Annotated in this window: 13 protein-coding genes; 8 read left to right on the forward strand and 5 right to left on the reverse strand. The window is 70.0% G+C overall.

Annotated elements, in window-relative coordinates; translation table 11 throughout:
* Positions 1 to 39 precede the first annotated feature (39 nt).
* Together recO and ACZ4XD_RS01610 are read right to left on the reverse strand one after the other, a co-directional pair.
* Entirely contained in the window at positions 40 to 786 is a 747-nt protein-coding gene (recO, locus tag ACZ4XD_RS01605; protein WP_042154633.1) for a DNA repair protein RecO, read from the reverse strand.
* Between the two features lie 37 nt (positions 787 to 823).
* The gene (locus ACZ4XD_RS01610; protein ID WP_468037103.1) at positions 824 to 1,123 is read right to left on the reverse strand and encodes a hypothetical protein; all 300 of its coding nucleotides are present in this window, start codon (positions 1,121 to 1,123) and stop codon (positions 824 to 826) included.
* A 118-nt stretch (positions 1,124 to 1,241) separates the two neighbouring features.
* Between ACZ4XD_RS01610 and ACZ4XD_RS01615 the strand changes: the two genes are divergently transcribed.
* From ACZ4XD_RS01615 to ACZ4XD_RS01650, 8 genes are all read left to right on the forward strand, one after another.
* Entirely contained in the window at positions 1,242 to 2,075 is an 834-nt protein-coding gene (locus tag ACZ4XD_RS01615; protein WP_468037105.1) for a helix-turn-helix domain-containing protein, read from the forward strand.
* Positions 2,057 to 2,347, forward strand: a complete 291-nt coding sequence (locus ACZ4XD_RS01620) for a DUF397 domain-containing protein (RefSeq protein ID WP_468037107.1) — start codon at positions 2,057 to 2,059, stop codon at positions 2,345 to 2,347. The genes ACZ4XD_RS01615 and ACZ4XD_RS01620 overlap by 19 nt, the downstream gene beginning before the upstream one ends.
* Positions 2,348 to 2,587: 240 nt before the next feature.
* Positions 2,588 to 4,012 carry an ATP-binding protein gene (locus tag ACZ4XD_RS01625; RefSeq protein WP_468037109.1) on the forward strand — a complete coding sequence of 475 codons (1,425 nt, stop codon included), beginning with the start codon at positions 2,588 to 2,590 and terminating at the stop codon, positions 4,010 to 4,012.
* 2 nt (positions 4,013 to 4,014) lie between these two features.
* A complete protein-coding gene (locus ACZ4XD_RS01630) occupies positions 4,015 to 4,443 on the forward strand; it encodes a roadblock/LC7 domain-containing protein (RefSeq protein WP_423672081.1) in 429 nt (142 codons plus the stop codon).
* On the forward strand, positions 4,440 to 4,802 hold the full coding sequence (locus tag ACZ4XD_RS01635) for a DUF742 domain-containing protein (protein ID WP_085927072.1): 363 nt from the start codon (positions 4,440 to 4,442) through the stop codon (positions 4,800 to 4,802). Before ACZ4XD_RS01630 ends, ACZ4XD_RS01635 begins: the two co-directional genes overlap by 4 nt.
* Before the next feature lie 28 nt (positions 4,803 to 4,830).
* Complete coding sequence (locus tag ACZ4XD_RS01640; protein ID WP_468037182.1) at positions 4,831 to 5,409, forward strand: GTP-binding protein; 579 nt, start codon at positions 4,831 to 4,833, stop codon at positions 5,407 to 5,409.
* A complete protein-coding gene (locus ACZ4XD_RS01645; RefSeq protein ID WP_468037112.1) occupies positions 5,406 to 6,785 on the forward strand; it encodes a cytochrome P450 in 1,380 nt (459 codons plus the stop codon). Before ACZ4XD_RS01640 ends, ACZ4XD_RS01645 begins: the two co-directional genes overlap by 4 nt.
* Complete coding sequence (locus tag ACZ4XD_RS01650; protein ID WP_468037114.1) at positions 6,701 to 7,936, forward strand: cytochrome P450 family protein; 1,236 nt, start codon at positions 6,701 to 6,703, stop codon at positions 7,934 to 7,936. Before ACZ4XD_RS01645 ends, ACZ4XD_RS01650 begins: the two co-directional genes overlap by 85 nt.
* Positions 7,937 to 8,061: 125 nt before the next feature.
* Here ACZ4XD_RS01650 and ACZ4XD_RS01655 read toward each other — a convergent pair whose 3' ends face one another.
* The 3 genes from ACZ4XD_RS01655 to leuA form a co-directional block, all read right to left on the reverse strand.
* Positions 8,062 to 8,769 (reverse strand): TerB family tellurite resistance protein, encoded by a 708-nt coding sequence (locus tag ACZ4XD_RS01655; protein ID WP_468037184.1) that lies wholly within the window; start codon positions 8,767 to 8,769, stop codon positions 8,062 to 8,064.
* Between the two features lie 333 nt (positions 8,770 to 9,102).
* The gene (locus ACZ4XD_RS01660) at positions 9,103 to 10,131 is read right to left on the reverse strand and encodes an SGNH/GDSL hydrolase family protein (protein ID WP_468037116.1); all 1,029 of its coding nucleotides are present in this window, start codon (positions 10,129 to 10,131) and stop codon (positions 9,103 to 9,105) included.
* A gap of 189 nt (positions 10,132 to 10,320) precedes the next feature.
* A complete protein-coding gene (gene leuA / locus ACZ4XD_RS01665; RefSeq protein WP_468037118.1) occupies positions 10,321 to 12,099 on the reverse strand; it encodes a 2-isopropylmalate synthase in 1,779 nt (592 codons plus the stop codon).
* Positions 12,100 to 12,310 lie beyond the last annotated feature (211 nt).

Raw genomic sequence — 12,310 nt, forward strand, 5'->3', positions numbered from 1 at the left:
AGGTCTTGAGAGGCGTATTCGCCTGGAAGGTCGTGTTCGCTATTTCTCTACGTACCGGAGAGAGCGCAGGCCCCGCTCCAGATGCCAGTGCAGATACGCCGTGACGAGGCCGCTGCCCTCCCGGGCATGACGGGCCTCGCAGGCGTCCGCGGTCTCCCAGTCGCCGGTCAGCAGCGCACTCAGGAGCCCGATGGCCTCAGAGGAGGGTACGACGCTCCCCGGCACCCGGCAGTCACCACAGGTCACCCCGCCCGACGCGACCGAAAAGAACCGGTTGGGGCCGGGCAGCCCGCACCGCGCACAGCTGTCGAAACTCGGCGCGTAGCCGTTGACGGCGAGCGAGCGCAGCAGGAACGCGTCCAGCACCAGATGCGGCTCGTGCTCCCCACGGGCCAGCGTCCGCAGCCCGCCGACCAGCAGCAGATACTGCTGCACGGCGGGCTCGCCCTCGTGATCGGTGAACCGCTCGGCGGTCTCCAGCATGGCCGTCCCGGCCGTGTAGCGCGCGTAGTCCGTGACGATCCCCCCGCCGTACGCCGCGATCGTCTCGCTCTGCGTACACAGCGGCAGCCCGCGCCCGATCAGCTCGCTGCCGCGGGCATAGAACTGCACATCGACATGCGAGAACGGCTCCAGCCGCGCCCCGAACTTCGACTTCGTCCGCCGCACCCCACGGGCCACCGCACGGACCCGGCCGTGCCCCCGGGTGAGCAGCGTGATGATCCGGTCCGCCTCACCCAGCTTCTGGGTGCGCAGCACGATGCCGTCGTCGCGGAACAGACTCATGGCGCCATTCTCGCGCATGGGCGGGGACGGACGTCCCTCAGGCCCGTTCGCCCCGGCTGCGTGCGTTGACGTAGGCGGTCGCGGCGCTCAGCCGCTCGGTGACGGTGTCCCGCGGGTGCGGCGCGGACTCGGCAGGACACGGCGGGACCCCGTCGAGCGCACGGGTCAGCCGCTGGGCGACATCCATCGTGCAGCGCCCCAGCTCCACGAGCGGCGGCAGATACCGATGCTCGTACGAAACGGGGTCGGGGCGCAGGGAGGGCAGCACGATGCCGACGCGGGCGAGGGATTCCCGCAGATCCGTCGTGACGGTTTCCACTTCCTTGGGCTGATTCATGATCGTCCGCACTTTCCGTGAGGGGTTTCACTGTTCGCATTCAGAGCGTGACGGTGCGGAACTAGGCTGGACAAGGAGGTCGGCAATACAACTGCCGGGATGAGAACGGGAGTCAGCGATGGCCCAAGCTTCGCGACAGGCGGCGTGGGAGTTCTGGGGCGCGGAACTCAAGCGCCGTCGGGAGGAGGCCCACTTGACCCAGGAGGCCCTGGGGCGGCTGGTCTTCGTATCCGGCGGCTACATCAGCCAGTTCGAGCAGGCGTTCCGGAAGCCGCAGCTGGATGTGGCAGTGCGGATCGACGGAGCTCTACAAACCGATGGCTTTTTCGAGCGGACCTGGCGGAAGCTGATCGATGACCAGCGGTACGCGGATTACTTCGCGGCAGCGGCGGAGCTGGAACCGTTGGCGACGAAGATCTGCGAGTTCGAGTCGATGATCGTGCCTGGCTTGTTGCAGACAGCGGGGTACGCACAGGCGCTCACGCTCGCGGACAACCCGTTCGCGGCCGACGCATACATCGAGGAGACAGCCCACGCCCGACTGGACCGGGCGACCATCCTCAAGGAACTCACTCGGCCTCTGTACTGGGCAGTGCTGCACGAGGCCGTTCTACGGGTGCCGGTGGGCGGGCCAGCCGTAATGGGTGAGCAGTTGGAGCACATCACGCAGCTCGCACGCGAACGGAAGATCCTCGTGCAGGTCCTTCCGTTCGCAGCCGGGGCGTGCCCCCTCATGGGTCGCATGCTGACGCTCATGGAGTTCGAGGACTCCCCGCCAACCGCCTATACAGAAGCCGTGTATTCGGGGAATTTGCTGGACGATCCGGCCTCGGTGAAGCGCGTGCGGGAGAGCTACGATCAGGTCAGGGCCGCCGCTCTATCGCCGAGGGCGTCCCTGACCCTGATCGAATCGGCGGCGGAGGACTACAGACGATGCGCGAGTTCGACCTGAGCACCGCCCACTGGCGTAAGAGCAGCTACAGCGACGGCAACGGCGGCAACTGCATCGAGGTCGCCCAAGACTTCCCCGGCGCCGCCGCCTGGCGCAAGAGCAGCTACAGCGACGGCAACGGCGGCAGCTGCGTCGAGGTCTCGGACGCCCACCCCGGCATCGTCCCCGTCCGCGACAGCAAGACCCCCCACGGCCCCGCGATCGTCTTCGCCGCGGCCGCCTGGGCCGCGTTCGCCGAGGCCGTCAAAGACGGGCATTTCCGGGGCGCCTGACCAGCTTTCACCGCCCGCACACAACAGGCTCACAAAGGCCCCGCCATCCCGCTGGATGACGGGGCCACATCACGTTATGGTCCGGGTCATCGTGGGCGGAAGACGACCTTCCGTACTTCTCAGTCGCCCTGTGCCAGGGGCCCTCACGGGTCGTCAACCGCCCGGTAGCATCCCGTGAAGTTCGGCAACACACCGCCGTGAAGGCCGGCCGATCCCGTCAGTACCCAATTGAGGATCTCGATGACATCCATACCGGAGGCGCTGTTGTGGTGCCTCAGCGCAGGTACGGCCGCCGCCGTGGTCCTGGCGGCGCTCTCGATCCGTGCGGGCAGGCAGCGCGCCGATCTGAGAAAGCGTCTGTCCGCCGCTGAGGAACAGAACAGCGCCACGCTCCGCAGCAATACGGAGCTGACGGCCCGGCTGCGCGCCACCGAGGCCGAGATCCGGCATCTGGCCGGTACCCGGCTCCCCGAGCTGACGCTGGCACTGGCACATCCCCATGTGCCCGTCCCGGGGCTGCTGGACGCGCGGTTCGCCGGGTCGGAGACGGACCAGGCGCTGAACGCCGTACTGGAGCAGGTCAGCGACGCGATCACCAAGGAGCGGGCGCGGGTCGACGCCGCCGCGCAGTCCACGCTCCGCGGGGCGACCACCACCATCCAGGCGCTGCTCTACCAGCTCCAGACGGCGCTCCAGGAGATGCAGCACCGCTACGACGACCCGAACATCGCCCAGGACCTGCTGAACGCCGACTTCCTCAACGAGCAGGCGCTGCGGCGCATTCAGGCCACCGGTGTCGTGTGCGGCGCCTGGCCGGGGCTGACCCGCGAGGACTCCTACCTCGCCGAGCTGGTCGTCGGAGCCACCTCCCGGCTGCGCGGCTACGAGCGGGTGAACATCAGCAATCAGCTGCGTGACCCGATCGCCGTGGTCGCGCGGGCGGTGGAGCCGATCGCGATCACCGTGACCGAGCTGCTGGCCAACGCGCTGCACCACTCGCACCGTGAACTGCCCGTCACCATCACCCTCCAGCAGGGCAATCGCGGCGCCTCGGTCATCATCGACGACTACGGCGTCGGGATGCACGACGACGAGATCAAGGCGGCGATGGAGCTGCTGTCGGGTGACGAGGACCTGCTGCTCACCCAGCTCGGTGACCCGCCGCGGTCCGGATTCGCGGCGGCCGGTCAGCTGGTGCGCCAGTACGGCTACGGGGTGCATGTCGAGCCGTCCCCGTACGGCGGCGTGCGGGCGGTCGTGTATATCCCGGGTGACCCGCTCCTCACCGTCCTCGACGAGAGCGCGCAGCCGATGTCCGTGATGGCTCCTCTGCCGCACCGTCCCGCGGTGCCGGATCGTTCCGCCTCCGTGCTGCCCACCGGTTCGGCGACGCCGCCCCCGGCCGCCGCCGCGCAGCCCGCGCCCGCCGCGCAGCCCGCCCCCTCCTACGAGGCACCGGCCCAGCAGGCCGAGGGCGAACTCCCGCGCCGCCGGCGCCGTAAGCCCGTGTCCGAACCCGACGAGCGTGCCGCGCGCACCGAGTCGGCTCCCGAGCGCTCCCCGGAGGAGACCGGAACCCGCTGGGCCGCGCTCCAGCGCGGTACCGAATCCGGCCGGGCAGCCGCCCATTCAGAACCCCCTCGCAGTCCCGAAGGGAACGCTTAGTCATGAACAGCCCCACCCGCCGCCGTGTTGCCGAGGACAAGTCCTGGGTGCTGGCACCCCTCTTGGAGTTGCCGCATGTTATTCACGCAGCCGTCATCTCCGGCGACGGATTCATCGAGGGCTGCTCACCCGGTCTGAAGCGGGACTCCGCCGAGGGTGTCGCCGCGATGATGTCCGCGCTCCAGGGCGCGGGCCGGGCCGTCACCGCGGCGTTCGCCGAGAAGGACGACACCCGGCTGCGGCAGACCGTGATCGAGTCCGATGAAGGCTTCGTCTTCGCGATACCGGCCGGCGAGAACACCTGCCTGGCCGTCTTCGCCGGCCCGGAGGTGAACATGGGTGTGGTCGCGCACCACATGCAGGTCCAGGTGACGACCCTGGGCAACAAGGTCATGAACAGCCGGGCGCGGGACCTCGGCAACCCGGTATGACCCCCCGCCAGAGCAGCGGCAGGCGCCTCGTACCGGCCTATCTGGCGACCGGTGGACGCGCCCAGCCCAGCCGCAACACCTTGGACCGGCTCACCCTGCTGCACAGCGTGGGGATGCCGATCACCAGCGAGGTACGCCCGGAGGAGCACCGCATCCTGGAGCTGCTTCAGCCCGGGGCGCTGTCTCTGGCCGAGGTCGCCGCCCACCTTCACCTGCCCGTGAGCGTGGTGAAGGTGCTGGTGGCCGATCTCGTCGACGCCGGGCGGCTGCACGCCCGGGCCCCCATCCCCGAAGCCGAGCAATTCGACCGACACATCCTGGAGAGGGTTCTCGATGGACTCCGCTCTCTCAAGTCCTAGCCCCGGCACCGGCGTGAGCACCGGCAACATGTACCTCTCCGGCGAGAACCAGACGCTGCTCAAACTGCTGATCGCGGGACCGTTCGGGGTCGGCAAGACCACCCTCATCCGTGCGCTGTCGGAAACCCCGCCGCTGCACACCGAAGAGGTCATGACCCAGACCGGTGCCGCCGTCGACGATCTCGCCGGAGTCCGGGAGAAGACCACCACCACCGTCGCCATCGACTTCGGGCGGCTGACCCTGCCCGGGGACCTGGCGCTGTATCTGTTCGGCACGCCCGGACAGAAGCGCTTCCGTCCCCTGTGGCAGGACATCGCCCGCGGCGCACTGGGCGCCCTGGTCCTCGCGGACACCCGCCGGCTGGCGGACTCCTTCGAGGTCATGGACATCGTCGAGGAGGCCGGACTGCGCTACGCGGTCGCGGTCAACACCTTCCCCGACGCGCCCGAGTACGACGTCGAAAAGCTCCGCGAGGCGCTCGATCTGCACCCCGAGACGCCGCTGGTGCTGTGCGACGCCCGCGACCGGGAGCAGTCCGTCGACGCGCTGATCGCGCTCGTCGGGCACGTCCTGGCCCACACCCCCGAGGAGAACCCGAACCCGTGACTTCCCCGCACCAGCCGGGAGCCGCACCGCCACCGGGCTGCCCGGCGCACGCCGCCCCGTACCAGCAGGCACCGGCGCAGCCCGACGCCCAGACGCCGGTGAAGCTCTACGGACCGGACTTCGCCGCCGACCCGCACCGCATCTACGCGCAGCTGCGCCAGTACGGCGCGCTGGCGCCGGTCGAGATCGCGCCGGAGGTGACCGCGATGCTGGTCACCGACTACCGGGCGGCCCTCGACCTGCTGCACGACGACGCCACCTGGTCCAAGGACTCGCGTGAGTGGATGACCACCGTCCCGGCGGACTCGCCGGTGATGCCGATGCTGATGTGGCGTCCCAATGTCTTCTACGCCGACGGGCCGGCGCACGTCCGCTACCGGGACGTCATCGTTGACAGCTTCAAGCTCGTCGAGCCGCATGAGCTGCGGGCCCGTGTCCACCACGCCGCGGACACCCTGATCCGGCGCTTCGGGGCGCACGGCGAGGTCGATCTGATCGGCGACTACGCGCGGCTGATCCCGCTGCTGATGTTCAACAACCTCTTCGGGATGCCCGATTCCTACAGCGAGCGGCTGATCGAGGCCATCGCGGGGATGCTCGACGGCACCTCCCCGGAGGAGGCCGCGGCCGCCAACGAGGCGTTCACCAACTACATCATGGAGCTGGTGGGCTCGAAGAAGGCCGAGCGCGGGCTGGACCTGACGTCCTGGTTCATGGACCACCCCAACGGGCTGAGCGACGAGGAGCTGATCCACAACATCCTCCTCACGATGGGCGCGGGCAACGAACCGCTCGCCAACCTCATCGGCAACGCGCTGTCGCGGATGCTGTCCGACGACCGCTACTACAACACCCTGTCCGGTGGCGCGCTGACCGCGCACGACGCCATCAACGAGGTGCTGTGGAACGACCCGCCGCTGACGAACTACTCCGCGCACTTCCCGGTCCGGGACGTCTTCTTCCACGGGACGTGGGTGCGCAAGGGGCAGCTGGTGATGGTGTCGTACGCGGCGGCGAACAGCCAGTTCGACACCACGTCGCTGGGGACGCCCGGGTCGGGCGGCGGCTCGCACCTCGCCTGGGCGGCGGGCCCGCACGCCTGTCCCGTGAAGCGGCATGCGCTGCTGATCGCCACCACGGCGATCGAGCGGCTCACGGCCTGGCTCTCCGACATCGAACTCGCCGTGGACCCCGGCACGTTGCAGTGGCGCAACGGCGCGTTCCACCGGGCTCTGGTCGCGCTCCCGGCCCGCTTCACCCCGATCACCCCCGACCAGGCAGGAGCCACTCCATGGCACAACAGGGACAGCAGCCCTTCGTCATCGACCCGGTCGGAAGCGACATCCACGGGGAGGCAGCCCGCCTCCGCGCACTAGGCCCGGTGGCCCGGACCGAACTGCCCGGCGGTATCGAGGCCTGGACGGTCACCAGCCACTCCCTGCTCAAGCAGCTGCTGACCGACGACCGGGTCTCGAAGAACCCCCGGGACCACTGGCCGGAGTGGCAGCGTGAGGAGATCCGCAGCAGCTGGCTCCAGTACTGGATCGGCGTCACCAACATGTTCACCGCGTACGGCGCCGATCACCGGCGGCTGCGCAAGCTGATCGCCCCGGCGTTCACGGCCCGCCGTACCGACGCCATCCGCCCGCGGGTGGAGAGCATCACCGCGGCGCTGCTGGACGACCTCGCCGCGCACCCCGCGGGCGAGCCGCTGGACCTGCGGCAGCGGTTCAACCACCCGCTGCCCATGCAGGTCATCTGCGAGCTGTTCGGCTTCCCCGAGGGCGAGAAGCGCGGCGAACTCGCCCGCCTGGTCACGGCCATCATGGACACCACGGCCACCCCGGAGCAGGCCGGCGCCACCGGCGCGGCCGTCCATGCGCTGCTGTCCGACCTGGTCGCCACCAAGCGCGAGCACCCGGCGGACGACCTCACCAGCCTGCTGGTCTGCGCGCGCGACGACGAGGGCCAGCAGATGACCGAGCAGGAGCTGCTGGACACCCTGCTGCTCGTCATCGGGGCCGGTCACGAGACCACCGTCGATCTCCTCGGCAACGCGGTGCACGCCCTGCTGACCCACCCCGAGCAGCTCGAACTGGTGCGGTCTGGCCAGGTCTCCTGGAACGACGTCATCGAGGAGACCCTCCGCTGGGCCCCCAGCATCGCCGCGCTCCCCCTCCGCTTCGCCGTGGAGGACATCGAGATCCCGGACGGCCCGACGATCCGCAAGGGCGAGGCGATCCTCCCGGCGTACGCGGCGGCCGGCCGGGATGCCGCGTTCCATGGCGACACCGCCGCCGACTTCGACATCCGGCGCTCCCACCAGGAGCATCTGGCGTTCGGCCACGGCGTCCACCACTGCCTCGGCGCCCCGCTGGCCCGTATGGAGGCCCGGATCGCCCTCCCGGCCCTCTTCGCCCGCTTCCCGGACCTCCAACTGGCCACCCCGGGCGAGGAGTTGGAGCCCACCAGCGGCTTCATCTCGGGCGGTCTGCGCACCCTGCCGGTCCGTCTGACCCCGGCGTGAACCCGTCCTGAGGCGGGCCTGAGACCGGCCTGAAGTGGGCCTGAGAAGGCCCTTGGGCGGCCCGCCGCTCTCCGGCACCCGACCCCGTCACCCTGCCCGGGTGGCGGGGTCTTCGGCTGCCGCCCTCAGGACGGCGTACGCGCCGCGGCCAGCAGCTGGTTGATCTCGGCGGGGCGCAGCGTCAGGGCGCTGCCGACGGTGCTCAGCACCTCGCGTTCCGCGGGGGTGTAGGAGCCGTCGGCGAGGGCGATCCGGGCGCCCTGGAGGAGGAGCGCTTCGCGGCCCGCCGGGGCGAGGTGCGGGGCGAGCGGCTCCAGCGCCTCGTGGAGCTCTATGGCCAGCGCGGTGCCGCACGGGTCCAGGCCCTGGGGGCCGCAGTGACCGCCGGTGACCGCGTCATAGGTGCCGGTCAGCCGGCCGGTGTCGGCGGCGAGGGCTGCGAGCAGGGTCAGCAGCTCGTCCTCGGAGCAGTCCGCGAAGCCGGCCGCGCGGACCGTGTCGACGGCGGTGTCGCGGACCGCGCGGGAGGAGGTGCCGCCGGCGGCCAGCAGCGCGAGGGTGACGGTGTGGACGGCGTCCCGGAGCATCGCGGAGAAGCGGAGGGTGGTGGGGTGGTCCAGGGCGTCCGGGCCGAAGTGGCCGCGGCAGGCGGAGCACTCCAGGACCGGGCCGGCGGGGCCGCGGGAGAGCAGCGGGAGGCCGAGGAGGGTGAGCCGGCGACGGCCGGTCCGGCGGAGGTAGTTGCGGTCCCCGCCGCAGTCCGGGCAGAAGAACTCGCCATCGGCGACGGTCCGCCAGGACGTGCGCACGCCCATCACACACATCTTGTGCATCACGTCAGCCCTCCGTAACTCACCCGTGCCCCTCCGGACACGGGAGGTACCTGCATGGCCCCCTCGTCGCATTGGACGTGATGTTAGCCACATACGTGATGCGGCGTCAGCACCTCGTACCGGACAACTGGCCGGATGACGCGGACCCCGCCCCTCCGGACGGTAGGGGGCGGGGCCTATGGACGCCGTGAAGAGCATGGCCATCAGGAGGCGGGCAACGGGCGGGGCGGCTGCGGGGGCCGCTCGCGGCGGGCTCCGGCTTGGCCAAAAACCCGGCGGCGCCGGGACCGGCGTCAGCCTTACGGGGTCATCAGCCTTACGGGGTCATCGGCGTTACGAGGTCATCAGCGCCCGGGCCACCTGCCGCGTCTGGTTGTCCAGGCCGTGGGCGTTGGGGTGGACGAAGGTGCAGGCCTCGCCGGTACCGGGGAAGGACCGGCACAGCTGCGTCGGCGGGTCGGTCTGATTGCCGTCACCGGTGAGGTCGTCCTTGATGCCGTACATCCACTTCGCGTCGCCGCTCGCGCACACCCCGTGCGCGGCACTCGGCCCGTAGGTGTCGATATAACTCGCGCCGTGGTAGGCGGCCTGCTTCTCCAGCAGTGCGTTCAGGCGCAGTTCGAGCCCGTCGAGCCAGGGCATATCGCCCTTCTTGACGCTGCCGAGCTGGTTCCAGCGCCCGAAGGTGCAGCCGGAGTTGTCCGGAACGATGGCCGGATACCCCACGACGGCGACCCGTGCCTGCGGTGCGCGCCGGTGGATCACCGTCATCATGTGGGCGAAGTCGGTGTCGAGCCGGCTGAACCGCTCCTCCAGCCAGTCCTCGCCCGGACCGCCGTCGCTGTAGTGGTCGGTACAGGGCTTCGGCTGGAGGGGCTTGGTGATGCCCAGTTCGAGGCACTTGGTCACGATGGGCCCGAAGCCGAGGGAGTTGCCGCCGACGCCGACGGTCACGTAATCGGTGTCCGGGGACAACGCCTCGATCTGCGGGGGCAGATCGGACCAGCCGCCCGGGGGCGGGATGGTCGGCGGTCCGTGAATCTTGGCGGCCGGCTGGGGCCCGAGGACCCCGTCGACCACCTCGGCGGCCCCGCAGGTCTTGTCCGTCAGCGCGAATCCGAGCTGACCGGCCACCTGGTGCGGGTAGTTGCGCCCGGAGCGGCCGCAGCCGTCGTGCTCCTCCCAGGGCCGGACGAACACCCCGGCGCTGTAGGAGTCGCCGAGCGCCACGTATTCCGGACGGTCCGCCGTCCGGGCCGGGACCCCGGACGCCGCCGGGGCGAACGCGGAGGCCACCACGGCGAGCGAGGCAACCGCCGCGACAGCCAGCCGGGAGAGGGCGGGCATGCCATATCTGCTCATCTGCACGTCCTTGGTGTCCGCGCCGCGGCCGGTCCGACGAGCGCTTATCACCAAACGTACTGAGCCACTTACGCACGGTGAGTGGGGTGGAGTCCAAACCCCACCTTCAGGTGGCGGGGTCGCACAACGGCGCCCCCGCGGCTCGGAAGGAGTCGCGGGGGCGCCGGAGGGGGCGGCCGGTGCCGGGCGTCAGCGGCCCGCGCGGTTCACGGCGGAGACCACGGCCTTCAGCGAGGCGCGCGTGGTGTTCGCGTCGATGCCGATGCCCCACAGGACCTTGTCACCGATCGCGCACTCGATGTACGAGGCGGCCAGAGCGGAGGCGCCCTCGCTCATGGTGTGCTCCTGGTAGTCCAGCAGCCGCGCGTCGACGTCGATGCCCTGGAGGGCGTGGAAGAACGCGGAGATCGGGCCGTTGCCGGTGCCGACCAGCACCGTCTCCGCACCGTCCACCTCGGCCTCGACGGTGAGGGTGTCGACGCCGTCCTTGTCGGTGGTGGTCTGGCCGTTCTTGACCTGGATGCGGCCCCACGGGTTCTGGGGGTTGGGCAGGTACTCGTCCTGGAAGGCCGACCAGATGGCGGCCGGCGTGACCTCGCCACCCTCGGTATCGGTCTTCTCCTGGATGATCCGGGAGAACTCGATCTGCATCCGGCGCGGCAGTTCCAGCTTGTGGTCGTTCTTCAGGACGTAGGCGATGCCGCCCTTGCCGGACTGCGAGTTGACGCGGATGACCGCCTCGTAGGAGCGGCCGACGTCCTTGGGGTCGATGGGCAGGTACGGGACCGCCCACTCGATGTCGTCCACGGTCTTGCCGGCGGCGGCCGCCTCGGCCTCCATGGCGTCGAAGCCCTTCTTGATGGCGTCCTGGTGGGAGCCGGAGAAGGCGGTGTAGACCAGATCGCCCGCATAGGGGTGGCGCGGGTGGATCTCCATCTGGTTGCAGTACTCGCTGGTGCGACGGATCTCGTCGATCTGCGAGAAGTCGATCTGCGGGTCGACGCCCTGGGAGAAGAGGTTCATGCCCAGCGTCACCAGGTCGACATTGCCGGTGCGCTCGCCCTGCCCGAACAGACAGCCCTCGATACGGTCGGCGCCCGCCATGATCGCCAGCTCGGCGGCGGCGACCGCGGTGCCCCGGTCGTTGTGCGGGTGCACGGACAGGCATACGTGCTCGCGCCGGGACAGGTGGCGCGACATCCACTCGAAGCGGTCGGCGTGCGTGGACGGCGTGGAGCGCTCGACGGTGGCGGGCAGGTTCAGGATGATCTCGCGGCCCTCTTCGGGCTGCCAGACGTCACAGACCGCCTCGCAGACCTCCAGCGCGAAGTCCAGCTCGGTGTCGGTGAAGATCTCCGGGCTGTACTGGTAGCCGAAGATCGTCTCGTCGCCGAGGATCTTGTCGGCGTACTCCATGACCAGCCGGGTGCCGTCCACGGCGATCTGCTTGACCTGCTCCTTCGAGCCGCGGAAGACGACCCGGCGGAAGGTGGGAGCGGTCGCGTTGTACAGGTGGACGGTGGCGCGGTGGGCGCCGCGCAGCGACTCCACCGTCCGCTCGATCAGCTCCTCGCGGGCCTGCGTCAGGACGGAGATCGTCACGTCCTCGGGGATGGCGCCCTCTTCGATGATCGAGCGGACGAACGCGAAGTCGGTCTCCCCGGAGGACGGGAAGCCGACCTCGATCTCCTTGTAGCCCATGCGTACCAGCAGGTCGAACATCTCGCGCTTACGGGCCGGCGACATCGGGTCGATCAGCGCCTGGTTGCCGTCCCGCAGGTCGGTGGAGAGCCAGCGGGGCGCGACGGTGATGCGGTTGTCCGGCCAGGTCCGGTCGGGGATGTCGACCGCCTCGTAGCGGCCGTACTTGTGGACCGGCATTCCGGAGGGCCGCTGGAGCTGCGTCGCGTTGGTGACCGGGGTGGGTCGGCCGACGGCATGACCTGCGGGGCTCGACGGATTCGTCATGGTGCGTAGGGCTCCTCGTATGTCCGCTGGGGTCCCCCTGCTCCGGAAGAGCGAGGGAGAGGCCGACGGGGCGATAGATCGCAACACCGAACTCCGCGGGGAGGGGGTCGGCCTACGACTACAGGCCCTCGCCGCGGCAGCTAAGGAGAAGCAGCCCGAAACGCATGATGCACAGCACCCTAGCCGAGGTACGCCCTGTCCGGCGGTCGCG

This window comes from Streptomyces sp. NPDC029466 (assembly GCF_055574515.1).

What these genes read in the sequence shown, in the direction of transcription:
- recO (WP_042154633.1), bottom strand. Translation starts at nt 786, where the DNA reads ATGAGTCTGTTCCGCGACGACGGCATCGTGCTGCGCACCCAGAAGCTG.
- ACZ4XD_RS01610 (WP_468037103.1), bottom strand. Translation starts at nt 1,123, where the DNA reads ATGAATCAGCCCAAGGAAGTGGAAACCGTCACGACGGATCTGCGGGAA.
- ACZ4XD_RS01615 (WP_468037105.1), top strand. Translation starts at nt 1,242, where the DNA reads ATGGCCCAAGCTTCGCGACAGGCGGCGTGGGAGTTCTGGGGCGCGGAA.
- ACZ4XD_RS01620 (WP_468037107.1), top strand. Translation starts at nt 2,057, where the DNA reads ATGCGCGAGTTCGACCTGAGCACCGCCCACTGGCGTAAGAGCAGCTAC.
- ACZ4XD_RS01625 (WP_468037109.1), top strand. Translation starts at nt 2,588, where the DNA reads ATGACATCCATACCGGAGGCGCTGTTGTGGTGCCTCAGCGCAGGTACG.
- ACZ4XD_RS01630 (WP_423672081.1), top strand. Translation starts at nt 4,015, where the DNA reads ATGAACAGCCCCACCCGCCGCCGTGTTGCCGAGGACAAGTCCTGGGTG.
- ACZ4XD_RS01635 (WP_085927072.1), top strand. Translation starts at nt 4,440, where the DNA reads ATGACCCCCCGCCAGAGCAGCGGCAGGCGCCTCGTACCGGCCTATCTG.
- ACZ4XD_RS01640 (WP_468037182.1), top strand. Translation starts at nt 4,831, where the DNA reads ATGTACCTCTCCGGCGAGAACCAGACGCTGCTCAAACTGCTGATCGCG.
- ACZ4XD_RS01650 (WP_468037114.1), top strand. Translation starts at nt 6,701, where the DNA reads ATGGCACAACAGGGACAGCAGCCCTTCGTCATCGACCCGGTCGGAAGC.
- ACZ4XD_RS01655 (WP_468037184.1), bottom strand. Translation starts at nt 8,769, where the DNA reads ATGCACAAGATGTGTGTGATGGGCGTGCGCACGTCCTGGCGGACCGTC.
- ACZ4XD_RS01660 (WP_468037116.1), bottom strand. Translation starts at nt 10,131, where the DNA reads ATGAGCAGATATGGCATGCCCGCCCTCTCCCGGCTGGCTGTCGCGGCG.
- leuA (WP_468037118.1), bottom strand. Translation starts at nt 12,099, where the DNA reads ATGACGAATCCGTCGAGCCCCGCAGGTCATGCCGTCGGCCGACCCACC.